The organism is Lactobacillus sp. B4005, from assembly GCF_026536045.1.
Classification (GTDB): domain Bacteria; phylum Bacillota; class Bacilli; order Lactobacillales; family Lactobacillaceae; genus Lactobacillus; species Lactobacillus panisapium.
This window is the reverse complement of the sequence record NZ_JAFNOZ010000001.1, coordinates 85386-111766: the sequence shown is the minus strand read 5'-3', so window position 1 is coordinate 111766 and position 26381 is coordinate 85386. Positions and strand designations below refer to the sequence as shown.

Sequence of the window (26381 nt, the reverse complement as noted above, 5' to 3'; positions counted from 1 at the left end):
TTTTTCCTCCTTAATCACGGTTACAACACACCCAGTTAATATCTGGAAAATCACAAATTTGGCTTTTCCACAATTCGGTAAGCTTTACATCATCACTTTTCGGTCTAATCATTTCTTCTTTATCAACTTTCAAAAGCATAGGAATTTTCATAGCATTTCCAGTAATCAAAGCTTCGCCTTTACCTAGTGTGGGTATCATTTTATATGAATTTTTATCAAGAGTAGGAACAGTCCTGCTGAGCATATCAAGATCATGATCATTTACTAATCGATGAATAAAGAAGTTATGTATCTGAGATATAATCGTGGGAGATATATCGGCAGGTCTTTGACTTGCTAAAGTTAGATAAAAGCCGAATTTTCTACCTTCCTTAATAATTTCTTCAAATACTGAAAGTCTATAGTCTTGCCAACTATCCGTATTATTAGTATGTTCTGAATTGAGTATATTATGAGCTTCATCAATAATCAAATGACACGTAGAATCAACTTTATTTTTTTTACTTACTCTTTTCTTTTGAATATCATATAGCATTTTTGAAATCATCATAGGTATTAATCGCTTTATTTCTTGATTATCAGTATCAAGTAAAGAAAATACGTTTAAACATTTGAATTTTGTTTCAACTTTGTCTTCACTATCTTCGATTTCAATTAATGGCTCTAAGCTTTCTAAGGTTTGATCAATTCTTGAAAAAAGTGGGTTAATATGCTCCGGATTTACTGAATTAGAAGCAATTTTATATGTCTTCTGATACTTTAAAAAATAAAGTAATCTTCTTAAATAACTTTGTTCGTCATATGCTCGTATTAGTTCAGTATTAACATCACTTAACTCATTCTCCGCATAATCCGTTAATTTACCCTCATTAAAAACAAAATATTTTTCTGTTATCTTATTTTTAGTAATGTATGTCCATATTTTTTCATTACTATAATCATTATAATTAAAGGAGTTACTCAATATATCTAGAAAAGAATTCTTAACACCAATATCTTTTGTAATATTTATCCATTCTTCAATTGGAGCAAATCCTGATTTTTTGAAATTTTTAAGTAGAAATTTCAAAAATCCTATCTCAAAAGCAGCAAAATCTTGACTACTCTTTAGTTCTTTAAATTTTCTTATAGCATTTTTTAAAAAAGGGACCTGTGTTGCCTTTCTGGCACTAAAGAGTAATGACAAAAACTCTGGATTAAGAAAATACTTTTTAGTTATCGGAATTTTATCAGTTTTTCCACGTGTTCTAATATTGAAAACTGTTTTCTCATCTGTTGTCAAGCCAAACTGATTATATTGAGTATATTCTCCGTTAAAGTCAATCACAAAAAATTTAGACTTCTCCAGGATCTCCTTTTTATAATTTGAACGGAAAAGCTCTAAATATAATTTATGTAATGTATTAGATTTTCCGCTGCCTGTATTGCCAAATATTCCTATATGTGATGGAAAAAATTCATCTATAGGTAATTTGACTTTTTGACCCTCTCTAACAGATTTACCAATACAAATAGTTGCAGTTTCATCATCTATCGCATAAATTGCTGACAAATCTTCTTTAGTTGTGAGTACAACCTTATTTCCAACCATCGGAACATATTGACTGGTTAATTCAAATTTTTCCTTATCAATGACTCCTTGAGTTTTTAACAAAAGAATACGATTAATCGAGTTTTTTCTAAATCTATTGTCAAATTGCACACTATTAACAGTATTTTGTTGATCTTGTATTTTTTCAGAGACGACTTTTGAAATTATTCGAATATCATTTTGCTCTATTGTCAGAAATGCACCTACTTTGGGACCATTGAGCAAGTCTCCATCCCACAAAAAAGTTGAATCATTTGACATATTATACATACCAACGGTCGCAATATCACCGTCAACTGCAACTATCACGCCCAAAGAATTCATTATAAATCCCCCTTTAAAACATCAGTTAGATCTTTAAGTTCTAATTTATTTTTATTTTTAAATTGGCTAGGCTTTATAAATTTTAAGTTTTTAGGTGGTTCTTGTTTTTTATATCCCAAATTATTTCTGTATGTTATTTTATCGCTATCTTGCCAACAAAAACACGCAATAATTAGACTTCTATTCCTTAAGGCTCTTCGTAGCATCCTGGCTATATGATCATCTTGAAAAGAAAAACCAAAAACAAATAAAACCGACTCTGGCTTATCCAGTTCCAGTTGAAAAACTCTAAGCATATCGTGAAAGTGATCATCAAGAAATGTGTCTCTACCTTCAAAACCTGTAGGAGGAACAACCATTGGTTCATCGATTACAGAATTTAGAATTTGTACCTCTTTTCCCTCTCTTTTCCAGTTTACTGAACCGTGCGGTTTTATTAATGTTAGCGAAGGTAGTTCATCAATATAGTTATTATTCAATCCCTCATAAGAAACAGTTCTATTAAAATTAGAGCTATCTAAATATCTATTAAAATATCCTCTAGCACCATCGTTAAAAACTAGTGTTGTTTCCGCTAATACTTCATCTACAGCCTTTTCAATAAAGAGATCGTAATTAGTAGTAAAAATATTGGCTTCTCGAGGTATTTCTCTGGAATTAGATTGGTTTAGAATTTCTGAAATAACTTTGATTAACCTTTTGTATTCTTCGAGTTTTAGCTGTATTTGCTTATTTTTATTAGTAGTATTTTTTTGGGGATGTAAAAGTTCACCACTTACTTCTTTAATTTTTTCAATTAACTTGATATTTTTTGCTTCTTTTTTTGTTCCAGCAGCTCTAATTTCTTTTTCTGTTACTTTAACCTGTGACATTAAACTAATTGCAGGAGTTGATGCACCAGATCCAATTAGAAAGTTAAGTCTTTTTGTTATGGCCAAATTTCTTAAGGTTTCACTTAAATCATCCATTATCTCTTCTCCTAAGATATTCTCAAAATCGATCATTAGATTTTATCCAACTAGGCATAATTAATAGGTTTAGATTACTTCCTAACTGGAAGTTCAAAGCTAATATCTCAAAGTACATCGAAAAGTTATTGAAGCAGTCTCCTTTTCAACCAATCTTCATCCGTATAAACTTTTTAAACGTTATATAGTTACTAATTGGATGTAATAATTGAGTTTAGTAGCCCAATCACTTATTTTATCTCCATAAATAAGAGTGATAATTCTTGCTCTTTGACGAGCATTTTGGTACTTCCACAAGTAAAGTCAGAAATAATAAAAATTCCGCGTTATATTCTAAACTAATCAATATAGGATTCCAAAAGTGCTTCAGAGATACCAAAATTTTCAATAGATATTTGTTTTATTATTTTTTGACCATCAAGCTTATGTCCAGTAATTAAAACTGATTCAATTCCCAAATTTTGATTTATAATATCTCATTATTCAAAATTATTATAATTCTTTATTATCATAATAATTCTAGCTTTCTTAGTTTTCTGTCTCTCAAACCTGATCTTCTCTAATTTTTTCTTCTTCAGAAACACATCTAAACTTAATTTCTGTGTCAACCGCTTTAAAATGAGCCTTCCCAGCAAGAATTTTTTCTTTTTCATGAGGACGTAACTGATCTACATTTGTATCGCCCTTTGTTTCAACAACAAAATAGAGATGCTGTCCATCATCCTCCTCATAAAGTAATGCCCAATCTGGATTATATGGTCCAAGAGGGGTACGGATCTTAAACCAATCTGGCAACTTGATATAAAATTTTACCTTATCATCTAATTCAGCTTTGCATGCAAATTCTTTTTCTATATTTGAATCAGTTACAACATAGTTATACACAGTTTTATCTTTATCAACTTTTACACAGTTTCCATTATTGCCCAAATACGCATTCAGTGTTTCTGTAGTAAATAATTTTTGATCATAAACATCATTTGTACGCGTATATTCAATACTATCTATAATCAATTCATTTTTAATTATATTGATGATTTTGGCTGCTTGATTCATATATGATAACGGATTATTTTTAAAACTATTTAAATTATCAACCGATTTTAAAATTGACACAATTGTCTTCCGAGTGAGATCTGTTTCATTTTGTAAGAAAGTGATAATATCTGGTAACTCATATGTGGTGTTCATTATTGAGCTAATGGTACCTTCTCTACTTTCATTAGCTTTTACGCCACCTTCACTAATTTCAACCTTTCCTTTTTTATAAAAGAATGTACTTTTAGGAGTTTTAATAGAATTAATTCCCTTGATTTCGTTATTACCATTAACAGCTTGTTTAATAAATTTTTCTGAATCGAAATTAATTTTATATGTCGTCTTGTACTTAATTTTATTCCACAACTTCAAGAAATTATCAGCCATGGCTTCTTTAACCACCTTGACTTTAATCTTATCCTTAACATTTTTAATGTCTAAATTCTTAATTTTTGATGCTGCAAGATCCAGTATTTGTGGAGCAATTCCTGCAAATTCTTTTGGTACTTCAATTTCATGATCACTAATCGCTTTTTTCAGTTTATCTGTAGCTAATCCAGAAGAGTTTATAAATCCTTCTTTTTTAAAGTAACTATATAATTTTGCAGACCCTGCCTTTCCAACAATTTCCATATCATCAGTCACTTCATCATGAGAAACAATAATAGTTGCAAAACTATCTTTTTTAAACACGCCAAAGACCACACCGTCTTCTTCGTATTCTTTTTGTAGTCCTTCTGCAAAGTTCTCATAGCTTTCATTTGCCATTACTGTCAAAGTATTTACTTGAAATCCAGGTACACGTTCACCATTTTCATTTACTGCAATACGCAAACCCCGACCAATTTTTTGACGTTTAGTTATTGTGTCTTTTGTTTCAACCAAGGTGGCAATCTGAAAAACGTTTGGATTATCCCATCCCTCTTTCAAAGCTGAATGAGAAAAAATAAAACGAATTTTATTAGCTTTTGCTGTATGCTTTTTGGATTTATCATATATCGTTAAAAGACCCTCTTTATCTTTCATAATCATTTCATAAGTGGATTCATCAGCCTTAGTATCACCTTTAGTATTTCTGAATTTGCCTTTTTTATCGGCTGAAAAGTAACCATCATGAACTTCCGAAACTGGTACATTGACATCATTTAAGTCTTTATATTTAGGTAAATGAATTAGGCGCGTATACTCTTCTTCAAATATTTTCGCATATCGACCAAGGCATGGGTTGCCTAACTTATCATACGTTCTGTAGTTTTCAACTTTATCTAAAAAGAACAGGCTTAGCACTTTAATTCTTTGGCCTGATTTCTTAAACTGGAGCTCCTTATTAAGATGTTCTTCAATTGTTTTATAAATCTGAGCCCGTTTTATTTTTTCATCTTCACGCGTTGCTGTTTCAAGTGTTATTCTTTCTGGAGTCCCAGAAAATGATACTGACTCTAAACCAGGGGTAGTATCAATATTCTGAATAAGGCCTACTTTATCATATACTTGGAGCTTTGTTTTATTGGATATTTCATCGCCACATTTAAAAGTCATAATTTTCTTTTTTGCATCATCACGAGTTTTTTTATACACTTCAATTTTTGCACTAAAACCGTTTTTGCTTCTTTTAGTGTCAATTAATTTTAGATGGGCACGGTTACCATCTTCATCCATCTCAACACCAGCGACTTCAATTTGTTTGACAAGTTGATTATTGTATGCATCAACTGCTCCAAGTTGGTAAATTTTAGGATACGTATTATCTCGGTGAGTAGCTGAGTAGCGAAAGCCAACTGATGGTTTTAAACTGGTTAGTGAATCCCTTGCTAGATCAGTATTATCAACAGACTGCGGCTCATCTATAACTACAATTGGTCGCGTTTCTGCAATTAGATCAACTGGTCGAGCACCTGATAATTGATCGTTTTCACGATTCATAACATTTGTGTCCTTGTTAAATGATTGAATTGTAGTTACCATAATGTCAATAGTATTCGAAGATGCAAACGTACGAACACGATCAAGTTTGCGGCTGTCGAACAGAAACAGATTATATATAGTACCACCATATTGACTTTTAAAATACTCTTTTGTGATTTTAAAGGTCTTAAATACTCCTTCTTTTATAGCAATACTGGGTACAACAATCACAAATTTTAAAAAGCCATATTTTTTATTCAGTTCAAGAATTGTTTTTAAATATACAAATGTTTTGCCAGTTCCAGTTTCCATTTCAATATTAAATTGAGGAAAAGTTCTGTTATTACCGTATAAATTTTCGCTCGGCACGATACCATTCAATATCTGAACTTTATTGACATTTTTTAACATCTTCTCCTCATTTATAATAACATGGTTACCTATACCAATCCCATCCTCATTAAACAAAGTTCCTTCTGGAGCACTACTTGTAATTGTAAAGTTTGACTCTTTGATCGTTTGTCCCTCAAAAATACGAACTGCACTATTAACAGCTTTAGTTTGATAATCAAGAGTATCAAATTTAATCTTCAATTATATTTAAGCTCCTTTTTAAATACTGAAAATATCATCATACTGAATACCATTGGCATTCAGCTTCTCGATAGTGTTCAATTTTTCACTATCATTAACAAATTTTTCATCTTGTAAAACAACTACAGAATTTTTCGTTTTCTCTATGATTACTTGTTTAATTATATGACTAGCAACTTCACTTGTGATCTTATCACCAAGAATCACAAACATTGCACCACAAGCGATATCATAAATATAAAAAGTCTTAACCTTAATTTCTTTAATTGGATAAGTTAAATCAAGCCCTTGCTTCAGTATTATTTCGTATACTACATCTATTGGTCTTGAATCTTCTTCAAAATTATTTTTCAATAATTCAAGTTGAGACTTAAGGTTATCAGGTGTACTATTCCACTTTTTAATATTTGATTTTGAAAGTTCAAACACTTTAAAACCGGTATCCAACGTATTAGCCAATAATGGACTTTCTTCTACAATTTTGTTACCCGCCCGACGAATACGTTCTTCAGCAATTTCCGAAATAGTAGAATATCCGTTTTTATATGCATCATCTTTTTTTGAACATCGTTCAGGGAGTTGTACCAGAATATATTTGCGATTTCCACTATCCTTTGCATTCTCTCTCATAACAGCTTCTGCAGTCGTACCCGAGCCAGAAAAGAAATCAATTACTAAAGCTTCTTTATCATCATTAGTAAACAGGTCCAACATTCTTTCTATTAATTCAACCGGCTTAGGTGAATCAAATGTTTTTCCGCCCATTAGGTCAGTTAGCTTTTTAGTAGCATTAGTAGTATATCCTCCATCTTCCCACCAGCTAGAATCTGTCTTTCTGGACTTCTTTGCATCTGACAAGAAGTATTTTCGCTGAAGGCCATTCTTAGTTTTCACAATCATATTTTCATCGTATAATTTTTTCATTTTATCTTTAGAATATCTAAAGTAACCCTTTACACCCATAAATTCATAATAAGGATTGCCTTTTTTTTCACCTCCAGGTCCATCAACTGGAGTTCCTTTCCAATCACCGCGTTCATCATTGTCAGGATTGCTAAATCCTGACAATGAAGGATCAAGACCAATTTTAGAACGCTTGTTAAATACAATATCAATGTTTTTAGAATATAACAAAATAAAATTATGATTTTGACTAATTATTTTATCATTGGAAATTGATGCTCGAGATTTATGAGCAATTTGTGTAATTAAATTTTTTTCTCCAAATATTTCATCACAAATTTTTTTTAAGTTTGCTTGTTCATTATCATCAATACTTATAAAAATAACTCCATCATCACTTAACAAGTTTCGAGCTAACTTTAATCTAGGATACATCATATTAAGCCATTCAGAATGATATCTCCCACTAGTTTCAAAATTCGCAGATAATGTGTCACCGTTTCCATCAACTTGGCCAGTTACTTCTAAATAGTTTTCAAGCGTATCAACGTAGTTATCTTTATATATGAAATCATTACCAGTATTATAAGGTGGATCTAAGTAAATCATTTTTGCTTTATTTGCGTATGACTTTTGAAGTATTTTTAATACTTCTAGGTTATCTCCTTCAATATATAGATTTTGCGTTTTATCCCAATTTTGTGATTTTTCTTTATTTGGCTTAAGTGTGGCAACAGTTGGTTTTTGAGCTAACTGCATTGATTGCTTTTTTCCATTCCAAGTAAAGCCATATCGCTCAGGTTCTGTCTCTACCTCATCTCCAAGAATTAACCGTAATTTGTCAAAATCTATTTTTTTTTCACTTAAAACTTCAGGGAACAGCTCCTTTAATTTTTCAATATTTTGTTTTGTGATATCAAGTGAACTAGAAGATACATGCTTCAATTCTTCATTTACCATTTATTAAAATTCCTCTCCATATCTATTAAGTCAATTTATTAAAAAATTCCTCTTCTAATTTTTTCTTTCTCATTTGCATATCAATTTTTCGATTAAGCTGATGTTCTCTTTTTATTTTAACTCGCAAGTTTTCAATTTTCTTATTCAAATCGTCTAATTCATCTTTCTCTTCTCTTGTTACGCTGCCAACTTTTTCTCCATATTGTTTTCTGGCCAATGAGGCCGCAATCTTATCAGATAATCCATTATAAAATGTTTTAAAGTTTTGCTTTGGTAAACTATTTATTGAAAACTGCTGCAAAGCACATTTTAGATCTTTATTGTTATATATTTGCGAAGGGTATATTTTTAGTAGTTTCAAGAATCCATTAGATAGCTTCTCAAACTTACCAGTATAGATGCTATAACCGCTCGGCTCCTCGTTAAGGATAACCAAAGGATAAGGTATCAAATTCAGTAATATCTTATAAATTTTTTTAAGATCGCTTTTTCCATTTGTTCTCACATAAAGAAACTGTACTTCTTGATATAGTTCATTATCATTTTCATATTGAGCAATATTTGTATTAGATGTTTTTAAATTAGCCAGCACATAAATACTTTTCATATTATCTTGTAAATACTGCTTTTGAGCTTGATTCTTTATATGTGAATAAATCAATGCCTTTGGCAAATTACGATTAATAATTGTTGCTCTGGGAAAGTTCCACCACTTTATTATGTCTCTCGTTTCCAAAAATATCACCTACTTAATAATTAAAAATGAAATTAATTCTACTTCATCCAAATTATTTAAAAGACTAGTTTGAATGTTTGTACCACCAGGTGAAAATAATGAATCCAAGCCTACTTCGCTTTGCTTACCACGGATTGCTTCAATAGCCTGAGTTAAGATATCAGAATAGTTTGACATATCTTTACCGCCATTAGTTTCTGCATAAAATTCATCCACTAAGGATTGGTTGACATTTTTTTTATTGACTGTCAACTTTTTGAATAAATCGAGTACTTGTTTAACATGTACATGACTAATCTTTACCGTCCCATCCATACACATATAAACTACAATGTAGGGCAAAATACTATTTTTTTGTCCTAATTCACTCTGCTGTTGTTTCAGTGTTAATATTATACCCGGTTCAGCTTCAGGGACATCACTCGAATCAGTAATAGCATACATGCCCAGTGGAGCTTCATTCAACAGCTTTTCATGTTTTTTCAACGCATTTTGTAAATCAGACTTAAAATCATTAAAAGTCATATCGGTTATGGAAATTGCGCCATTAACATCTTCAAGATCAATCACTTGCGTTTGTAGCTGTTGCAACTGCTTTTTACGATACTTTAAGTCGTTCATCTCCTTATTTGACTTTATATTTAACAAATCGTCTTCACCAGTTGCAGCAGTATTTAACATAACCATTCGACCTTTAACACGCTGCTCTAAATTGAGATAAGTATCTAAGTCCACATTAGGCCAAAAATTAACTAGTTGAATTCGTTTATTTTTCGAACCAATACGATCAATACGACCAAAACGTTGAATGACACGAACCGGATTCCAGTGAATATCATAGTTAATCAGGTAATCTGCATCCTGTAAGTTTTGTCCTTCAGAAATCGTATCGGTAGCAATCAACAAATCAATCTCTTCTGTAGCATTCGGATTAATCTGTTCGCGACCTTTTGAAACTGGTGAGAAGTTTGTCAAGATATCGTTCATATCGTTGACCGTAACACCCTTCATAGTCGTTTTGTTAGACGTAGAACCACCAGTCACTAAAGCAGAGTTCAAACCATAGAATCGTTTCACTTTGTCGGCCAAGTTTTCATACAGATAATTAGCAGTGTCAGCAAAAGCTGTAAAGATAATGACTTTTTTATTATTCGTATTAATTGGATGCCTAAACTTGTTTTTTAGGATTTTTTCTAAATCAATCAGTTTTTCATCTTTTTCAGGAGTTACCAGTTGTGTTTCTTTTTGTAATTTCTTCAATGTTTCTAAATCTTCAGTGAGCGCCTGAGACCATTTCAATAAATCCATATCACCAATTAAAATCTTGGTTTTCGTACCAACTGCTTGTTCATCAATGGCAGCTTCTATATCTTCATCATCAAAATCTGTAATACTTGGCATTTTCACGTGCTCAGATTGGCTATCTTCGATTTTATTTAATATTTTTTCAATCTCATCAACCATTCGATTAAGCGTTAAACCAAAGGAGTTAATTGAACTCTCAAGTCGTTTAAATAAGTTAGCGCGAATTAAATTGCTTAGCGCTTTTTCACGATCAGCTTGCTTAAAAGAAGATTTACCATTTTTTACCTGAGTATCATACAGCTCTTCATAATATTTACGCTTAACAGTGAGAACATATTGCAGCGGTTGATACATGGCTAAATTCAAATTACCAATAGCATCATAAACATCTTGCAAAGCAGGAAATTTAGCTGTGACATCTATATTTGGTTTTACTGTTACTGGCTTTAGTCGCTCTGGAAAATCGCCTAGAGAAGAAGTACCATAATATTTTTCAATGTGCTTTCTGCTGCGAGCAATTGTAAGCATATCCAACAATTTGAAATAATCGGGGTTTACCATATCCAAGAAGCTTTGGGTAGTTCGATCATTTTCGTCAAGTTCCATCCATTGATTGAAAGAACGTTGGGCTAAGCGCAAGGTATTATCGATATCGTCAATTCCATATTCAGTCAATGCTTTTGTATTGCCTTCTGTTATAAAGCCTACTTGGTTTTTCAGATCATTCATTCGATTATTGATAGGAGTTGCAGAAAGCATCAATACTTTCGTTTTACGTCCTGATTGAATAATATCTTCCATTAGGCGTTGATAACGCGTTTTCGTCTCACGATTCACACTGGTATCATTATTTCTGAAGTTATGAGATTCATCAATTACAACTAAATCAAAATCAGACCACAAAAAAGTATCAAGTTTAATGCCATCACTTTCTCCTTTGTACCGACTAAGATCGGTGTGATTCAAAACAGTATAGTTGAAATTATCGTCAATTAAAGCATTTCTTACATCTGGACGAGTATAAAGTGTCCAGTTATCGCGTAATCTTTTCGGAACAAGAACCAGAACCCGTTTTCGTTGTAATTCAAAATATTTAATAACAGCTAAAGCAGAATAAGTCTTGCCTAAGCCGACTGAATCAGCTAAAATTGCTCCATTGTATTTTTCAAGTTTTCGGATTAAACCCATTACACCATCTTTTTGAAATTGATATAGTTTATTCCAAATTACTGAGTCTTTAAAACCAGATCCTTCAGGTACAAGTTCTTGTTCATCTAATTCACCAAGCTCATTATGAAAAATATGATAAAGGGATACAAAATAAATCCACTCTGGTGAATTTTCTTGATAAATTGTTTTAACTTTTTCTAGTACCTTATCTGTAACTTCTCTCGACTTTTTGGTATTTTCCCATACATCATCAAAATCTTTTTTTATTCCATCAAAATATTCAAAATAATCTGCCCCTGAACCTTCAATAGCTGTCATAGAAGAAACATTGTTTGATGAAGCAATTCCTAATCCATCAGAAGTAAATTTAAACATTGACGGAACAACCAAGCTATCCTTATCCTCCTGATAATTTTCAATTAATAGTTCATTAAGAGCATTTTGATCAGGCTCCAACTGATGAACTTTCACCTTCTCTTTAATTAATTCTGCCGTTTCACGAGCAATAAAAGCGGTATTCATTTTATTTCTAAGTTTGATTTCATATTTATTTCCTGAAATATCTTCTCTATTTTGTGCAATTTCATAACGTTTCAAAAATCCAGTTTCTTCCTTTTCAAAAAAGGATTTGGTAAGAATCACTTGAAGTTTTTTTGAACGATTAATTTCCTTCTGCAGTGCATGAAAAGCGAAAATTGAAAAAGCTGCTGTTTGAATACTTATTTTTGAGTGCTTCGAGACATTTTCACTTATTAAATTTTCTAAGGTATTATTACCTTTGTTATCTATTAGTTTTATTTTCATGAGTTTTCCCATAACTTTGACTTCTACTCTAATTCAACTTATTCTATTTTCAAATTGAATCAATATTAAATTTTAGGAATGTATGAACTTGTATTAGTTTTAAGAAATTTTATTTAAACAAAGCAAATTCAATCTAATTATATAATTAAAAACAAAAATAATTTAACTTTTTTCTCTTTATTTGTCAGTATATTATTTTGACTTCAATCAATATTTTATGATGATTTTTTAATTTTGGTTATCCTATACAAATACAAATTTAATATTGATTGTATCATTTTCTGATAAAATATAGTTGGTATAATTTAAATTGATGGATAAGGTTATTAATTTGAATAAAAGGGAATATGGAAATAATTAAATTACTTTTTTCCAATAAGAGTAGCCAAGAGATTTATATAATTAGTCATATGGTTTTAAATGTGTTTCAAAATATATAGAATGACTAGTAACACACTTAATAGTTTGATTATTTTCATTTAAAAGTTAATGTCAATTTCCTTCGACAACTACATCCCAAAAAATTTAAAATTTAGAGTATTCCAGTCAGATCTTGGTTGAAAACATGGAAAGAAATACGTTTTATCGAAAATTCACATTTTTCTTACATTGGCCATCTGACAAATATGAAGGCAAATTCTCCATTTCAATTTTTGTCATAATACTATTGAACACTTGGAGTTACTTGACATAAGACTAATTGATGTCGTTTTAATTTATAATCATCGTGTCGTATTAAAATTTTCAAGCGAAATATCAAAAATCTGAAAATGAAAGGATAAAACACATTTCTTCAACTTAATTGTTAGATAATTTAATACTTCTTGGTACCTGATCCGTACTTGTCCATGAATTAATAATTGGCTTTTGGTTTACAAATGACCAAAGATAATTATCAAGGGAGCAAAGTTCTTCACATATTTTAAAATATGCTTGTGCATTATTAATAGCAGCCTTGATTTTCAACTTGTTTTTAATTACGCTATTGTTTTGTAACAATTCAGCGACTTTATTATCATCGTAAGTAACCATAGTCTGTGGATTAAAATGATCATAAGCTTCACAAAGCGTATCTCTTTTAGCTAAAATTGTTGACCAGCTAAGACCGGCTTGTTTACCTTCTAATACTAACATTTTAAACAACTGGTAATCGTCATGTACGGAAATGCCCCATTCCCTGTCATGATAGTCTTGTTCGATTTGGCTTTTGGTTGCCCAATCGCAACGCTTAATTTCATTTGTCATTTGCTTTATCCTTTATAATAATCATTTTTCAGTTCAGTGAGATCAGCTACTAAAACTAACATATCGCGTAGTAACAAGCCATTTTCATGAATAGGATACTTGTAATTTTTAACAAAAAAATCTCTTTTAACATGACTAATTCGAAAACCCATTTTCTGGTAAAGGTATAGTTGTTTAAAACTTGTACTCCCTGTTCCAATCAGCACTTGTTGATATTGATGCTTCTTAGCATAGCAAAATGCGTATTTCAGTAGCCTAGTAGCGATTCCTTGATTTTCAAACGCAGGATCAACTGCAATATTTTTAATTTCTAATTTGAATTGGGAAACTTCTTTTAATACCATAATCGCTGCCAGTTTGGTATTTTTTCTAAATTCAAATGTTTTACCCGATTGCAAATAACGTTCTACTAAATCTTTACTAGGATCAGCAAGTAGCAGCAATTTCCAGTGTTCATCAGTTATTTTTTCTACTTGCTTTATCTCAAAATGCTTTTTACCTTTGATTTGATTGTGATCATTGCTCATGTGTTAATTTTTAATCCTAATCAATTCATTTGTAACTAATTCAACTCAAATTATAGCAAATACTAGAAACTAATTAATAATCAAAATGTATGTGTAAAATTAATACTTATCAATAATAAAGTAGCATTATTTTCAAACTAATCTACAGAATTGAAGAATGATATATTTTAAACAGATTTCTAACCACTATTTGCAAACTAACAACCATTGATGTCAAATTCTTGACCACTCAGTGCAGAAACAGAAAATTGACAAATCTATCGACTATACTTAATGACAAAGGAGGCAGAAAGATGAAAATTAATTGTCACATCGACTCTAATTTGGAGGAGGAACACGGTGAACTTTGGATCAAAGAAATGACACCCAAGATCAACGACTTTTTACAAGTAATGTCCTCAAGCGATGACGTTTTATGGTGTCGTTATCAAGCTCAAATTATTCCGGTTAAATATCAGGATATTTACTCATTAGAAGTGGCCAGTAGAGAAACTAACATTTATACAGAAAACCAGCAGCTTTCTTATCACGACCGTTTATCTAACATGAAGGCCAACTTACCCAATTACTTTATTGAAGCTTCAAGGAGTGCAATTTTTAACTTCAATTACATTGATCATCTCGAGCTCCTTGACAACGGATTAATTGATGTCGTTTTAACTAATAACCATCGGATTCAAATTTCCAGACGTAATATCAGAAACCTGAAAGAGAGGCTTGGCATATGAAAAAAACAGTTAAATATCTATCTTACGCTTTTAGATTTGCAACAACAGGTGTTTTTATCGGCCTGGTAATTTCATTAATTTTTAGCTACATAGGAAATCCCAATTTATTTTATTATCCATCGACTATTACCTTTGTTAAAAAATTCGCTCGTCCTTTAGACGCGGTTGCAGTTTCAGCTTTGCTCTGGGCACTAATAGGATTGGTTTTCGGCTTTGGCAGCATGGTTTATTCCATCAGAAAATGGTCATACCTAAGGCAAACAATAACTAGTTTTATTATCTATTATGTCGGTTTTACTCCTTTGGCTATTCTTGCAGGTTGGTTTCCCTTAAATTGGATAAACATGATTATTTTCACAGCTGAGTTCATTTTGATCTTTTTGTTATTTTGGATTTTTTATTATTGGAAAGCTGCCCGAGAAATAAAGCGCATTAATCAAAAAATCAAAAAGCAGTAATTATTAAGAAATATGATCGCCTTAGTAGATTGCCCTTAGGTTCTGGTATGCTAAAACAGCTTTAATAAAGTTAAGAAACTTACATTAAGGTACCTACTAAATCTATTACGATTCGTTTCAATAAAAATCTACTTAATCTGATTCACAAGCAGCTGGAGATGGTAAAACTGAAGCAAACGTTAACCTTACCGACTTTGATGATTGGATTAATGAAATCAACCCCCTTATAAAACAAAAAAGTTGAACTTCCTTCGTTGGATGTTCAACTTTCTGTTATTTGCTTAAACTCGGCAAGTGCCGACCCTAAGTCATTGATATTTTTCCAGCTCTTTTTCTACCTCTTTGCCATATTCGGGCATCCCCAGGAAGAAGAAATTCTGCACACCCGCTTTCACTTTGATCAGATAATTTTGGTCTTGATCTTTATCCTTTACATGATTGCCTTTTTGCTGCTTTTTACCGACAATAGTAGCTGAAACTTGATTTTAGCAGTCGTCCGAAATGTTTTAGTCTCATCAATGGGTCTTTTACATACCATTTTAGTAATTGCTGGCCCGCCCGACTTCGATTATTTTTTAAGTATTGCTGGCGCCACGCAGGTTAACTATTCCTTATATGTAATTTTAATGGCCTTCGCCGTTACCTTGGCTCTTATGCTAAAAATTTATAAGAAAAAGCAGGTAATTGCAGCAGCCGACTGATCAAATTTTTTAAATTAAGAATCATTAGTAGCTGTCGTAATCACCATATGCTAATATGTAATTACGAGGTGATATGATGTTAAAACTAACAGGAAAGTCTAAATTCTTTAAAGCAGGCAATTCATTTGGTCTCAGGTTAACAAAAAGTGATCAAGAAATTCTTCAGGCTAAGCCTGGTGATGAATTTGAAAAAACAATTTCACCAGATGGACAGACAATTACCTTCCGTAAGAAACAAACAGTAAGCTCCGACACTCAGAATATGATTAAACAATTATTTAATGAAAATAAAGAATTAATGGAGCGCCTGAAAGAAGAATGATTTACTTAACCACAGCGGAAATTATTGCTATTAATAAATATGTTCTTGAAGGAGTTGGTCAAAGTTACCAAGGCATCCAATACCCTGAAGGCCTTTCTTTAGTCATTGAACAACCGCAAATGGTTGTTTTTGGGCATACACTTTACCCAACTATTTGGTTAAAGGCAGCTTATATTATGCAAAAAATTACTAAAAAACATATTTTTGTTGACGGCAATAAACGAACGGCTTTTTTGGCAACACTATTATTTCTCAAAAAGAACGGCTATGAAACACATTTAACAGCTGACGAAGGCGAAGCACTAATAATACAAGTTACGCTTGCTAATGATTCTGAAGACGAAATGATGAAAATATCTGAGGTCCTTAAATTGCACAGTATTAAATCTAATAATTAGCACCACATTTTATAAATTTGGTGTTTTTATTTTGCACTTGATTTTTACGAGAAGTATAAGCAGCCAAACAAAAAATGCATAGTCTCTGATATGAACCCCGAACTTAGGACAACTTCGAGGTTTTTATTATGGCTAAATTATCTAAGCAAGATAAAATTGAAATCTTCAATTTTGGGCGGAATTATCACCTTGGGCCTAAAGGATTGGGTTGACGTTATGGCATTAATCCTGCTAACATTATGTATTTGCTTGCCCTCATTAAACATCACGACCTAGCTATTTTAGACCAGCCGTATACTGAATATTCACTTGAGTTCAAAAAACAGGCTTGGCGCAAGCATCCAGCATTAATGGCCTAATTTTTCATACGGATCAAGGCTGGCAGTACCAGCATCCCCAATTCCAAGCATGGCTAAAAGACCATGGGATTGATCAGTCCATGTCGCGTAAGGGCAAGGCAACTCCTTAGATGATGAATTGATGGAAGGGTTCTTTGGCATACTCAAACAGGAAATATTCTATGGCTTTGAAGGCCAATTTAAGAAACTAAAAGAGCTGGAAGAAGCAATTCATAAATATATCAGTTACTACAACAAGCAAGGAATCAAAGTAAAACTAAAAGGACTAAGTCCGCTTGAATATCGGAAATTAGTCCTTAGTTAAAATTTATTAAACTGTCCTAATTTTGGGGTTCACATCATTTTTTATTTATGATACTTTTTTGAACCATTTTGATTAGGAAACAACCGACTATGTGATCCAACTCGGACCCCTACTGCAACTAACTCATTACGCTCAACATACCAGATTACCAATACGTCGTTGATATCATTTGGTTGTTTTCCGTGAGGAGTGTCACGAACATGGAACTCTCTATATCCGGATAATCTTCGCTTTAGTGAATGGTCGCCATATTCATCTGATAGGGTCCCATTCTCTAATAATTCGTCAATTGCTGAACGAACATCATCAATGATAGTTGGATCGAGCCGTCCTAATCGTTTCAAATCAGCATTGAAGGTAGCACGTGGTCTAAATTGTAGTCTTGCCATTATTTAAACTGACTCCAATAGTCATTGTTCGATTCAACAATTGGGTCATCTGGCAAAACATTCCGTTGAATTAGCTGATCTCGAGCAATTGCATAGTCAAGAGAATCTTCCTTGGCTTGCAAAGTTTTTTCCATCCAATATAGTTTTTCTTGGGAAAGTACTGCTACTGAACGGCTATTTGATCGAGCAACATAGACCACCTCATCATCATCATTTATCTGATCTAAATACTTTTTTATGTGAGCTCTAAAATCACTTTGTGTTAATACTAAAGTCATGAAAAGCACCCCCTTGTACTTAATATTGTACTTGATTTTGTCACTTTTTCAATAAATTAAACCTACTTCGGAAAGAAAATTTCCAATGAAATGTGTAAAAAAGAAAATTGCGTGCCTCACCCCTTGCAGATTATAACCCATGAAAATACATAAAGCCGGACGATTACTATTACAAAAAGTTAAAACGCTCGATAGAAGAATTCGGCTAAGTTGACCCCATTATTTATAACTAACAAGCTGGACGCGTAGTTGGTGATCAGCAACGATTAAAAATTCTTCAAGATAGAGGAATCTAGGAGCCCGAGTGTGTTTGCCTTTAATACGGATTAAGAAAGCGCCTAACAATTTACTTAACAAAATCAGCGATGATTGGAATAAGGATAAATTAGCCCTTTTGATAACCTATCTAAAAGCAAGTAATCTAGATGTTTTATTAACCGGTTTTTACGAAAATGATATTACCGAGTTAAGCAAATCAAGAAAGCTAACGGTCTGTTTAACCGTTGTTGTAGTATTGCGATATTTAATGGTATACTTACCGCGACTGAACCGTTAATTTCAACCATTATTGCTGGCAACAAAGCGATGCTTATCGGTAATTTTAGCTTAATTATTGCCCTTGCAAGAGCGATTGTTTCCATTGGGATAGCTAAGGGCAGTGCATTAGGATCAAGTTTATTAAAAAACGCGACTTTATTTCAAATTGCTCTATTTGATTTATGTAGCATTGCTATCGTTATGATCTCCATGCTTAATCGAAACATGATTGCTTGTTTAATTTCATTTACCATTCTTGGTTTCTTCATCAGGATTGCCAGCCCTAAATTAATGTAGTGGCTCGTTAACGCAGTCGATCGAAAGATTCTAGCTTCGTCAATGGGTCTTTTAAATGCCATTTTAGCAATTGCTGGCCCGCTGACTTCGGCCATTTTTTCAAGTATTGCTGGGGCTACGCAAATTAACTACTCCTCATAGGAAGGGAGGATTATCAATTGAAAAAGTTGAAACATAAAAAACTGTGGTTTTCCTTAATTGTGATTATCTTACTAGTGTGTTTATCATTTGTTGGAGCTGGCTATTATTTTTTCACAGTAGCATGTGTTCCAGGTGAAAAAAGCTTTTTAAGTTCTTCTAGCAATGTGATCAAGAAATCCGATCCACTTTACCACGAAAAGATCTGGTTCAAGAAAACTCCAAAAGAAAAGTGGTATATGCTTTCTGCCGATGGCAAATATAAATTAGACGCTAACTACATTCCATATAAAAATTCTAGTAAAACAGTTATTGTTTTGCCCGGTTATACGGACACCAAGGAAGATGCAGGTATATTTGATGCCTTATTCTACGAGCTAGGCTACAATACTTTAACACCTGAACCTCGTGCACAAGGAGAGAGCGAAGGAAAATATATTGGTTATGGTTGGCCAGATAAGGACGATACCAAAAAGTGGGTTTCCTATTTACTGCGAAAAAAAGGGAAGCAGCAACAAATTGTAATTTATGGCATAAGCATGGGTGGTGCAACTGCCATGATGACCAGTGGTCTTAAACTACCTCATCAAGTTAAGGCATTTATTGAAGATTGTGGTTATACTAGTGTTAAAGACGAAATAGAATATGAAGCTGAAGCGCTTTATAATATGCCAGCATTTCCCCGTTTTCCTCTCGTTGAAATTTTAAGTGGCATCAACAAGTTGAAAGTCGGTTATTTTATGGGCGATGCCTCTAGTGTTAAGCAATTAAATAAAAATTATAGACCAATGTTGTTTATTCATGGTAGTGAAGATCATTTTGTCCCAACCAAAATGATCTACTCTAATTATCAGGCTACCAGAGGACCAAAGGAAATATGGGTTGCTCCAAAAGCTAAACATGCTAAATCCTTTTCAGTTCATCCTAAAGAATATAAAAAACGTGTTGCTTCGTTTTTAGCCAAATATATCAAATAGATTAGGCTATGTCTTTGCAGACGTTTCGATTAGTCTTTTAATGAGCATGATAGAAAAGTCAATATGCCTTAGCTTATTTTTTAATTCTAATAAATAAGTATAATTATATATGAGAAAACAGCTTAAGAAATCTGTGATGTCCATATAGTCTACTCATATCAAGTAAATATATAAAGATGCTTAAGGATCAATTTCAGCTTTCCACAAAGCACAACTTTCAAGTTATAAAATGCCAAAAATGTACCTTTTCCCATCATCAAAATCGGAAAAGATACACTTTTAATCATTTTTAAATGCAGCCAGACCGCAACTTATCACCTATTTTTCAGTCCGTTCCAGCACCGTTTCCGCCTCCACGTACCGCTAACTAAGTTGGACAATTACTTTTGCTCAATATAAAGCATTGTATTTGTTAACTTGATTTCACAATTTCAAATATTGCCCCGTTTTAGGAATAAATGGCAAGTACATCATTTATGACGGTCGAGGAATATTGATGCTTTAAAAGGCATAGTAGAACGCATCTGCATTCTATTATGGTATAATATCATTAACATATCTGAGGAGGTCTAAACATGGCAAATGCTACTAAATCTACTACCATTCGTTTTGATGAAGACGTTTTAAACCTGATTCATAGACAAGCAAATCTTGATGGTCAAACTTCTACTGAATTCATGCGTAATGCCGTTCTAGAAAAGCTCGCGGATAGTCTTGACTACCAAGATGCAGTCAAAAACATCCGCGAATCCCACGGCCAAACTGTATCTCGTGATGATGTTAAGAAGCAATTAGGTCTTTGATTATGCGATACACGTGGTCGTTCAATCAAAAAGCGCTGAAAGATTTCAAGAAAAGTCTTGATAAGCCTGTTCAGCGGCGAATTATTAATTGGCTCGACAAACACATCGAAGGGTCAGATAATCCACGCATTTGGGGTAAGCCCCTAGAAGGTGAACTTGGTACTTTATGGCGTTACCGGGTTGGTAGTTATCGCATCATTGCTGATATTCAAGACGAAGTTTTTACCGTTGTTGTCGTAAAGGCAGGTAAAAGAAATGACGTCTACAAACGAAAAAGGTAAGCTAACTTTTATCCGCCCTATAGGCCTTATTCAAGAAGAGCATAGGCTTGGGAATTAATCCTCTAGATTGGACCAAAATCCATCTGGAGGGTTTTACTATGGTTAAATTTACCGCTGAACAAAAATTACAAGCTCTTAATTTGCTCAAAGAAGTTTGCAGCAGCTGCTCCCTGGAGCAAATAATTGGCGCTGGATCACATCAAACAATTGATACTTGGGATCCGCAATACCGGTATTTTGGGGTGTAGGGCTTAGAAATTCGGCAAACACTGCAAAATTATCGTGCTCAATTCAAGCTCCAAGTCTTAAACTGGAGAAAAGAACATGACAAGACCTATCAAGAGCTAGTCACTGATATCAGCGAGTTTCGCTATGGCAAAAAGAGCATGAGCGAACGGCTATACTTTTCACCTTTTAAAGATCTTTACAGTGGTGAAATCATCAGCTACATCATTAGTCAGCGGCCGCAAATCAAGTATGTTCTGGAAGGACTCAAGCAGGTTTTGGCCATCCGGCCTAAACTACCTTACCGCATGACGATTCACAGCGACCAGGGTATCCAATACCAGTCCAGAGCATATTGCCAGACCCTAAAGCAGCACCACGTTTTTCAAAGCATGTCGCGGCGGGCGACCTGCCCCGACAATAGGGCCTGTGGGAGTCTCTTTCACATCATGAAGGTTGAGCAATACAGAGTGATCTTTTTCAAAAACTAGACCAATTGCATACTCAGCTGTCAAAAGCAAAAAGTGCACTAATCCCAATCGTGCAGAGAGGAAAAAGTACACTTTTAATCACCGATAAATGCAACCAGTCCGCGATTTATCGCCTATTTCTTAATCCGTTCCAGTACCGTTACCGCCTCCACATGCGGCGTTTGTGGGAACATATCAACTGGGTCAATGCGGTTAAAATCATAACCCAGTTTTTGAAATTCTTGTAAGTCGCGGACCATGGTAGCTGGATTACATGAAATATAAACAATCTTCTTGGGACCAGTTTTAACAGCCGCATCGATAAATTCCGGCGTCAAGCCCTTTCTTGGTGGATCAACAAAAATAACGTCAGTCTTCATCCCTTTAGCTGCCCACTTTGGCATTACCTCTTCGGCTTTACCGGTCACATATTTGGCATTATGCAGATTGTTGATTTCAGCATTGTTATTGGCATCCTTGACCGCATCACGCACGCTTTCGATCCCGCGAACGGATTTAACATGCTTGGCGACCGTCAACCCAATTGTCCCAATACCTGAATAGGCATCAACGACAACATCATCTGGCGTAAGCTCAGCCTTTTTAATTGCCAAGTCATACAATCGCGGCGTTTGCAGTGAGTTGATTTGAAAGAAACTTTCCGGTGAAATTCTGAACTTCACATCGCCGATTTGATCAGTAATTTGCGGCTTACCAAAAATCAAGTAGTCGACTTTGCCCAAAATAACATTAGTTTTCTTCGGATTGTAATTTAACACAAGGCTGGTCACGCCTTCGATTGCCTCAATCGCTTCCGCAACTTTTGGCAGTTGCGGAAAATCCTTATGTAAACAAACCAAGATAACCATAATCTCGCCAGTTGCTTTACTGCGACGGACATCGAGGTATCTGACTTCGCCTTCATTATGAATTTCATCATATGCCGGAACGCGGTATTGGCGTAAAACATCGCGAACAGCAACTAAGACGCGGTCAATTTCGGGATCAGTTGTAAAGAAATTGGTTAGTGGCACCAGATCGTGTGAATGGCGCCGGAAAAAGCCAATTTCAAGTTGACCGCCAACTTCACGCACAGGTACTTGCGCCTTATTACGGTAACCTGTTTCTTCAGGGCTCGGCAGCGTTTGACCGACTTCCACGTCGTCTAAGTGCGCTTTTTGCAGTAAATTAACCACTTGATTCCGTTTGAATTCGAGCTGCTTGTCATAGTTGATATGAGCAAGCGAAGCTAGACCAGTTTGCACCCATTGATTAAGCTTAATGTTCACACGGTCGGGACTTTCCTTGATGATTTGTTCGATTTTTGCAAAGGCAAAATTCTTCTTGACTTTTAAGATTTTGGCACTGACCGTTTCACCTGGTAAAGCGTTGGTGACAAAAACGGTCATCCCTTCGTAATGCGCCACGCCCATGGCTTCGTACGACAAGTCAGTAATTTCTAATTCAATAATTTGATTTTTTTCCATTTTTTGTCCTTTTTTACAAACAATTAGTTAACTTCTCTATTTTACTAGAAAAAGCGGAAAAAGTAACATTCTAGGTCATTCTTAACTTTGATTTAATTTAACTAATAGCTCTTCACTCACATCTAAAAATGTGTTAGTTTTATTACTAATCATTTCAACTAGAAAGGACGTTTTTATGAATAATTTTGAAACAAATTCAGATCGGCGCCAAATTCACACTATAAGCGAGACGAACGGCTTTTTAACCAAAATGTATGGTTTTATGGCTGGGGCTGTGTTAATTTCCGCCTTAGCTGCTTACTTAACCATAACCGTTTTTCGAACTGCTGTCATGAACATGCCAGTATCAATTATGTGGCTAATCCTACTGGTTCCTTTTGTTCTGTCAATGGGAATCAGCTTTAAGGCCGACCGCAACCCAGTAGCTAGTCTGGTAATGCTAGGCGTTTTAGCAGTAATTTATGGTTTCGAGTTTGCACTAATTGCTGGTTTTTACACCGGTACGCAAATTACCACTGCCTTTATTTCATCAGCAGCGGTTTTTATTGCAATGGCCGTGTTTGGCACTATTACCAAAAAAGATTTATCTAACTGGAATTCTTATCTAAGTGCTGCACTCATTGGCTTTTTAGTAGCTTGGATTGTCAACATGTTTTTGCATAATCCAGCCATTACTTATATCTTTTCATTCATTGGCGTTATTATTTTTACCGGTCTAACCGCTAGTGACGCTAATAAAATGAAAATCATTTATAACAATTATGGTGATCAGGTCGCAGAAACTGGCTTAGCTGTCCTTGGTGCCCTGCAGTTGTACCTCGACTTTGTCAATATTTTCATGTTTTTACTTGAAATCTTTGGCGGAACAGGCAGCAATAACAACTAATTAGTTGCAGTTAGTTATAATGAAGTTACCCCCTCCGGATTAGAATGTATTGTTCTTTTCTGGAGAGGGGTTTTCTTTGCTTAAATAAAGGGCTCTATAGCACTTGGGGCGCAACAATTGTGGTAAGCTGTAAATCCATTTTAATTAGTAGCTATTCTTTAATATTTTTATTAGAAATAGCTTGAATTATATTACTATTACTCTTATACTTTTCTTCATATCAAAAAAATTAATGACATTATTATACATATGGAGGTAGCAATATGATTGGCTGCAGCAGTTTCACAATGGAAACTAAGGATAAGAAACACTTTTTATCGCGAACAATGGATTTTATGATGGAAATGGCAGAACAAGTGGTTTTTGTACCAAAACAAAAGACTTTCACTGTTTCTTACGAAGCTAGACAAGAGATTACTAGTAAACACGCTTTTATCGGTATGGGCAGCCTTGATGATGGTCCGATTACTTGTGACGGGGTTAATGATGCTGGTGTTACTGGAGCCGTCCTTTATTTCCCCGGATATGCTTCATATCAAGAACAAGCGGCTCCTGGTACCTGGGCAGTTTCTCCTGACAAAATCATTTCGGTAATTTTAGCGCAAGCAGCTTCTTTGGCAGAAGTTAAAGACCTATTTAAAAAGCAAATTACCATTGTTGACGAGGGGAATCCAACTTTAAAAGTTGTTCCCCCTCTTCACTACATTTTCTCCGACACTTCAGGTGCAAGCCTAATTGTGGAACCCCAACAAGATGGCATTCACCTTATTGAAGACTCGATTGGCGTGATGACTAACAGTCCTGACTACCATTGGCATGAGACTAATCTACGCAACTATTTAGCGGTCACGCCTAAGCAGCATGATGACGTTGCGTTCTTGGGCAAAACCTTGAAGCCTTTTAGCCAAGGATCAGGTACATTTGGCTTGCCCGGTGACTTTACACCAACTTCACGCTTTGTTCGGACAGCCTTTATGAAAAATAATGTTGAGCAGCCAAAGGATGAAATTGGTGCAGTAACTTTGGCTCATCACATCCTCGAATCTGTCAGCATCCCGCGCGGCATTGTAGTAACTCCTGACCAAACATTTGATTTTACCTGCTATGCTGCTTATATTTGTGCAGAATCAAAGACCTATTATTATTCTACTTACGGCAACCAACGGATTAGGTGTGTTCAATTAACCCCAGAACTCGAAGCTGAAACTGATTACCGTGAATTTAAGGTAAATCCTAAAGAAGATATTGAACGACTAAACTAATTTGAACTGCATAAAGGTATAGCTAATTACCATCATGTTCAGCTATCGGGTAGTTGCTTTTGCTACCAAACGTAAAGACTGAATTTATTGATAAATAAAAAGATGAGCATTTATTTCTAAGTGCTCATCTTTTTTGTTTGGCTATTTATTTTAAAACCTACCCATAAGGCCGCACAACTATATCCGCATTTTAATAAACCCTACCTTAATTTAATTCAATTCCCTTATGGGCTAAATTTTCCAAGCAACTCTGTAAATAGGCATCATCGTGCTCAGGATAAATTGGATCAGTCCAAGGTACAGCTGGCAAGTTTTCATACTTAGAACAATATTGCCCGCGGTAGTATGGGTCGAACCAGTTATTATTTGGGTGATAATGGCGGCGCTCCATTTCGGCTAGCACCAGTAAATGAAACTGATACAATTTATATGGCGAATATTGAAAAACATAATTAACGGTGGCATGAGGTTTGCCCCAGCCGCGTCCACGTAAAGCGGCAATTTCACGATGCTGTCCTAATAATTGTTGGCGCGGTAATTGCCAAATTAAATCTTGGTGCCATAATCTCATGATTTCTCATTCCACTCCTGCATTAAACGCGAGTTTAGTAAATAAGCAACTTGATACTTTTCAGTTAAACGGCTTAAAAACGGTCCTAATTTATCAGTTTGCGGTGATAATTCTTGCAGTAGCCGTAAATAAGTTTGTTTTTCTTCAGTTGTCGCAATTTTCTTAAAATAACCCCAAACATGCTGGTAAGCATTAGTTAACGTTTTAACCGTTGGCGGCTCGCTGGCAGCTTTTGCCAGTAAGTGTTCAAACTCAGCATTTTTTGCATCTGACCAATCGTTATTTTTGGCTAGCAATCTAATCCGTTCGTAATATGCTTGCGAATGAGCCATTACCCAGTACTTGTTATAAGCCCATTTCTCTTGCCATTTATCCATTTTTCTTGCCTCGGCTTTTGATATTTTTTTAGTAAGAAACTAACTTTAATTGCATTTTATTAC

General features: G+C 34.2%; 26 protein-coding genes and 1 pseudogene. 14 read left to right on the top strand and 13 right to left on the bottom strand.

Going from position 1 to position 26381, the window contains the following annotated elements; all coding sequences use genetic code 11:
* Positions 1 to 10 precede the first annotated feature (10 nt).
* The 8 genes from J3U73_RS00660 to J3U73_RS00625 form a co-directional block, all read right to left on the bottom strand.
* Positions 11 to 1915: an ATP-binding protein gene (locus J3U73_RS00660; RefSeq protein ID WP_267409315.1), complete on the bottom strand. Its 1905-nt coding sequence runs from the start codon at positions 1913 to 1915 to the stop codon at positions 11 to 13.
* The gene (locus tag J3U73_RS00655) at positions 1915 to 2883 is read right to left on the bottom strand and encodes an SIR2 family protein (protein ID WP_267409313.1); all 969 of its coding nucleotides are present in this window, start codon (positions 2881 to 2883) and stop codon (positions 1915 to 1917) included. The genes J3U73_RS00660 and J3U73_RS00655 overlap by 1 nt, the downstream gene beginning before the upstream one ends.
* A gap of 543 nt (positions 2884 to 3426) precedes the next feature.
* The gene (locus J3U73_RS00650; RefSeq protein WP_267409312.1) at positions 3427 to 6420 is read right to left on the bottom strand and encodes a DEAD/DEAH box helicase family protein; all 2994 of its coding nucleotides are present in this window, start codon (positions 6418 to 6420) and stop codon (positions 3427 to 3429) included.
* 18 nt (positions 6421 to 6438) lie between these two features.
* Positions 6439 to 8283: a site-specific DNA-methyltransferase gene (locus J3U73_RS00645; protein ID WP_267409311.1), complete on the bottom strand. Its 1845-nt coding sequence runs from the start codon at positions 8281 to 8283 to the stop codon at positions 6439 to 6441.
* Positions 8284 to 8308: 25 nt separating this feature from the next.
* Positions 8309 to 9019, bottom strand: a complete 711-nt coding sequence (locus tag J3U73_RS00640) for a DUF4391 domain-containing protein (protein WP_416381462.1) — start codon at positions 9017 to 9019, stop codon at positions 8309 to 8311.
* Between the two features lie 9 nt (positions 9020 to 9028).
* Complete coding sequence (locus J3U73_RS00635; protein WP_267409309.1) at positions 9029 to 12298, bottom strand: helicase-related protein; 3270 nt, start codon at positions 12296 to 12298, stop codon at positions 9029 to 9031.
* A 798-nt stretch (positions 12299 to 13096) separates the two neighbouring features.
* Positions 13097 to 13543: a DNA-3-methyladenine glycosylase I gene (locus J3U73_RS00630; protein WP_267409308.1), complete on the bottom strand. Its 447-nt coding sequence runs from the start codon at positions 13541 to 13543 to the stop codon at positions 13097 to 13099.
* A gap of 5 nt (positions 13544 to 13548) precedes the next feature.
* Positions 13549 to 14070, bottom strand: a complete 522-nt coding sequence (locus J3U73_RS00625; protein ID WP_267409307.1) for a GNAT family N-acetyltransferase — start codon at positions 14068 to 14070, stop codon at positions 13549 to 13551.
* Between the two features lie 293 nt (positions 14071 to 14363).
* Between J3U73_RS00625 and J3U73_RS00620 the strand changes: the two genes are divergently transcribed.
* From J3U73_RS00620 to J3U73_RS00595, 6 genes and pseudogenes are all read left to right on the top strand, one after another.
* Positions 14364 to 14798 carry a LytTR family DNA-binding domain-containing protein gene (locus J3U73_RS00620; RefSeq protein WP_267409306.1) on the top strand — a complete coding sequence of 145 codons (435 nt, stop codon included), beginning with the start codon at positions 14364 to 14366 and terminating at the stop codon, positions 14796 to 14798.
* Entirely contained in the window at positions 14795 to 15256 is a 462-nt protein-coding gene (locus J3U73_RS00615; protein ID WP_267409305.1) for a DUF3021 domain-containing protein, read from the top strand. Before J3U73_RS00620 ends, J3U73_RS00615 begins: the two co-directional genes overlap by 4 nt.
* 479 nt (positions 15257 to 15735) lie before the next feature.
* Complete coding sequence (locus tag J3U73_RS00610; protein ID WP_267409304.1) at positions 15736 to 15957, top strand: hypothetical protein; 222 nt, start codon at positions 15736 to 15738, stop codon at positions 15955 to 15957.
* A gap of 76 nt (positions 15958 to 16033) precedes the next feature.
* Positions 16034 to 16279, top strand: a complete 246-nt coding sequence (locus J3U73_RS00605) for a hypothetical protein (protein WP_220220892.1) — start codon at positions 16034 to 16036, stop codon at positions 16277 to 16279.
* Entirely contained in the window at positions 16276 to 16677 is a 402-nt protein-coding gene (locus J3U73_RS00600; RefSeq protein ID WP_220269306.1) for a type II toxin-antitoxin system death-on-curing family toxin, read from the top strand. Before J3U73_RS00605 ends, J3U73_RS00600 begins: the two co-directional genes overlap by 4 nt.
* 355 nt (positions 16678 to 17032) lie before the next feature.
* Positions 17033 to 17340: pseudogene (locus tag J3U73_RS00595) on the top strand (transposase); the annotation flags it as partial.
* Between the two features lie 41 nt (positions 17341 to 17381).
* Here J3U73_RS00595 and J3U73_RS00590 read toward each other — a convergent pair.
* Both J3U73_RS00590 and J3U73_RS00585 read right to left on the bottom strand, forming a co-directional pair.
* Positions 17382 to 17729 (bottom strand): type II toxin-antitoxin system YafQ family toxin, encoded by a 348-nt coding sequence (locus J3U73_RS00590; protein ID WP_220220889.1) that lies wholly within the window; start codon positions 17727 to 17729, stop codon positions 17382 to 17384.
* Positions 17729 to 18007: a type II toxin-antitoxin system prevent-host-death family antitoxin gene (locus J3U73_RS00585; protein ID WP_267409303.1), complete on the bottom strand. Its 279-nt coding sequence runs from the start codon at positions 18005 to 18007 to the stop codon at positions 17729 to 17731. Before J3U73_RS00585 ends, J3U73_RS00590 begins: the two co-directional genes overlap by 1 nt.
* A gap of 585 nt (positions 18008 to 18592) precedes the next feature.
* Here J3U73_RS00585 and J3U73_RS00580 point away from each other — a divergent pair.
* The 6 genes from J3U73_RS00580 (at position 18593) to J3U73_RS10900 (ending at position 21756) form a co-directional block, all read left to right on the top strand.
* Positions 18593 to 18841 carry a hypothetical protein gene (locus J3U73_RS00580; protein ID WP_267409301.1) on the top strand — a complete coding sequence of 83 codons (249 nt, stop codon included), beginning with the start codon at positions 18593 to 18595 and terminating at the stop codon, positions 18839 to 18841.
* Between the two features lie 167 nt (positions 18842 to 19008).
* Positions 19009 to 19956 carry an alpha/beta hydrolase gene (locus J3U73_RS00575; RefSeq protein WP_416381472.1) on the top strand — a complete coding sequence of 316 codons (948 nt, stop codon included), beginning with the start codon at positions 19009 to 19011 and terminating at the stop codon, positions 19954 to 19956.
* A gap of 575 nt (positions 19957 to 20531) precedes the next feature.
* Positions 20532 to 20759, top strand: a complete 228-nt coding sequence (gene relB, locus J3U73_RS00570; RefSeq protein ID WP_220269304.1) for a type II toxin-antitoxin system RelB family antitoxin — start codon at positions 20532 to 20534, stop codon at positions 20757 to 20759.
* Positions 20760 to 20761: 2 nt separating this feature from the next.
* Positions 20762 to 21040, top strand: a complete 279-nt coding sequence (locus J3U73_RS00565; protein WP_220269303.1) for a type II toxin-antitoxin system RelE family toxin — start codon at positions 20762 to 20764, stop codon at positions 21038 to 21040.
* A gap of 98 nt (positions 21041 to 21138) precedes the next feature.
* Positions 21139 to 21288: a hypothetical protein gene (locus J3U73_RS00560; RefSeq protein ID WP_267409298.1), complete on the top strand. Its 150-nt coding sequence runs from the start codon at positions 21139 to 21141 to the stop codon at positions 21286 to 21288.
* Positions 21289 to 21297: 9 nt separating this feature from the next.
* The gene (locus tag J3U73_RS10900; protein WP_416381471.1) at positions 21298 to 21756 is read left to right on the top strand and encodes a DDE-type integrase/transposase/recombinase; all 459 of its coding nucleotides are present in this window, start codon (positions 21298 to 21300) and stop codon (positions 21754 to 21756) included.
* Positions 21757 to 21869: 113 nt separating this feature from the next.
* On the opposite strand, the gene rlmD is transcribed toward J3U73_RS10900, so the two are convergent.
* A complete protein-coding gene (gene rlmD / locus J3U73_RS00555; protein WP_267409297.1) occupies positions 21870 to 23222 on the bottom strand; it encodes a 23S rRNA (uracil(1939)-C(5))-methyltransferase RlmD in 1353 nt (450 codons plus the stop codon).
* 175 nt (positions 23223 to 23397) lie between these two features.
* Between rlmD and J3U73_RS00550 the strand changes: the two genes are divergently transcribed.
* Complete coding sequence (locus J3U73_RS00550; protein ID WP_267409296.1) at positions 23398 to 24108, top strand: Bax inhibitor-1 family protein; 711 nt, start codon at positions 23398 to 23400, stop codon at positions 24106 to 24108.
* A gap of 263 nt (positions 24109 to 24371) precedes the next feature.
* On the top strand, positions 24372 to 25370 hold the full coding sequence (locus J3U73_RS00545; protein WP_267409295.1) for a choloylglycine hydrolase family protein: 999 nt from the start codon (positions 24372 to 24374) through the stop codon (positions 25368 to 25370).
* Positions 25371 to 25575: 205 nt separating this feature from the next.
* Here J3U73_RS00545 and J3U73_RS00540 read toward each other — a convergent pair whose 3' ends face one another.
* Together J3U73_RS00540 and J3U73_RS00535 are read right to left on the bottom strand one after the other, a co-directional pair.
* The gene (locus tag J3U73_RS00540; protein WP_220269298.1) at positions 25576 to 25941 is read right to left on the bottom strand and encodes a TIGR02328 family protein; all 366 of its coding nucleotides are present in this window, start codon (positions 25939 to 25941) and stop codon (positions 25576 to 25578) included.
* Positions 25938 to 26318, bottom strand: a complete 381-nt coding sequence (locus J3U73_RS00535; RefSeq protein WP_267409294.1) for a YbgA family protein — start codon at positions 26316 to 26318, stop codon at positions 25938 to 25940. Before J3U73_RS00535 ends, J3U73_RS00540 begins: the two co-directional genes overlap by 4 nt.
* Positions 26319 to 26381 lie beyond the last annotated feature (63 nt).

Bases quoted from the DNA above. Each gene is read 5' to 3' on its own strand.
- J3U73_RS00660 (WP_267409315.1), bottom strand. From the start codon at position 1,915: ATGAATTCTTTGGGCGTGATAGTTGCAGTTGACGGTGATATTGCGACC.
- J3U73_RS00655 (WP_267409313.1), bottom strand. From the start codon at position 2,883: ATGGATGATTTAAGTGAAACCTTAAGAAATTTGGCCATAACAAAAAGA.
- J3U73_RS00645 (WP_267409311.1), bottom strand. From the start codon at position 8,283: ATGGTAAATGAAGAATTGAAGCATGTATCTTCTAGTTCACTTGATATC.
- J3U73_RS00635 (WP_267409309.1), bottom strand. From the start codon at position 12,298: ATGAAAATAAAACTAATAGATAACAAAGGTAATAATACCTTAGAAAAT.
- J3U73_RS00630 (WP_267409308.1), bottom strand. From the start codon at position 13,543: ATGACAAATGAAATTAAGCGTTGCGATTGGGCAACCAAAAGCCAAATC.
- J3U73_RS00625 (WP_267409307.1), bottom strand. From the start codon at position 14,070: ATGAGCAATGATCACAATCAAATCAAAGGTAAAAAGCATTTTGAGATA.
- J3U73_RS00620 (WP_267409306.1), top strand. From the start codon at position 14,364: ATGAAAATTAATTGTCACATCGACTCTAATTTGGAGGAGGAACACGGT.
- J3U73_RS00615 (WP_267409305.1), top strand. From the start codon at position 14,795: ATGAAAAAAACAGTTAAATATCTATCTTACGCTTTTAGATTTGCAACA.
- J3U73_RS00605 (WP_220220892.1), top strand. From the start codon at position 16,034: ATGTTAAAACTAACAGGAAAGTCTAAATTCTTTAAAGCAGGCAATTCA.
- J3U73_RS00600 (WP_220269306.1), top strand. From the start codon at position 16,276: ATGATTTACTTAACCACAGCGGAAATTATTGCTATTAATAAATATGTT.
- J3U73_RS00590 (WP_220220889.1), bottom strand. From the start codon at position 17,729: ATGGCAAGACTACAATTTAGACCACGTGCTACCTTCAATGCTGATTTG.
- J3U73_RS00585 (WP_267409303.1), bottom strand. From the start codon at position 18,007: ATGACTTTAGTATTAACACAAAGTGATTTTAGAGCTCACATAAAAAAG.
- J3U73_RS00580 (WP_267409301.1), top strand. From the start codon at position 18,593: ATGCTTATCGGTAATTTTAGCTTAATTATTGCCCTTGCAAGAGCGATT.
- relB (WP_220269304.1), top strand. From the start codon at position 20,532: ATGGCAAATGCTACTAAATCTACTACCATTCGTTTTGATGAAGACGTT.
- J3U73_RS00565 (WP_220269303.1), top strand. From the start codon at position 20,762: ATGCGATACACGTGGTCGTTCAATCAAAAAGCGCTGAAAGATTTCAAG.
- J3U73_RS00560 (WP_267409298.1), top strand. From the start codon at position 21,139: ATGGTTAAATTTACCGCTGAACAAAAATTACAAGCTCTTAATTTGCTC.
- rlmD (WP_267409297.1), bottom strand. From the start codon at position 23,222: ATGGAAAAAAATCAAATTATTGAATTAGAAATTACTGACTTGTCGTAC.
- J3U73_RS00550 (WP_267409296.1), top strand. From the start codon at position 23,398: ATGAATAATTTTGAAACAAATTCAGATCGGCGCCAAATTCACACTATA.
- J3U73_RS00545 (WP_267409295.1), top strand. From the start codon at position 24,372: ATGATTGGCTGCAGCAGTTTCACAATGGAAACTAAGGATAAGAAACAC.
- J3U73_RS00540 (WP_220269298.1), bottom strand. From the start codon at position 25,941: ATGAGATTATGGCACCAAGATTTAATTTGGCAATTACCGCGCCAACAA.
- J3U73_RS00535 (WP_267409294.1), bottom strand. From the start codon at position 26,318: ATGGATAAATGGCAAGAGAAATGGGCTTATAACAAGTACTGGGTAATG.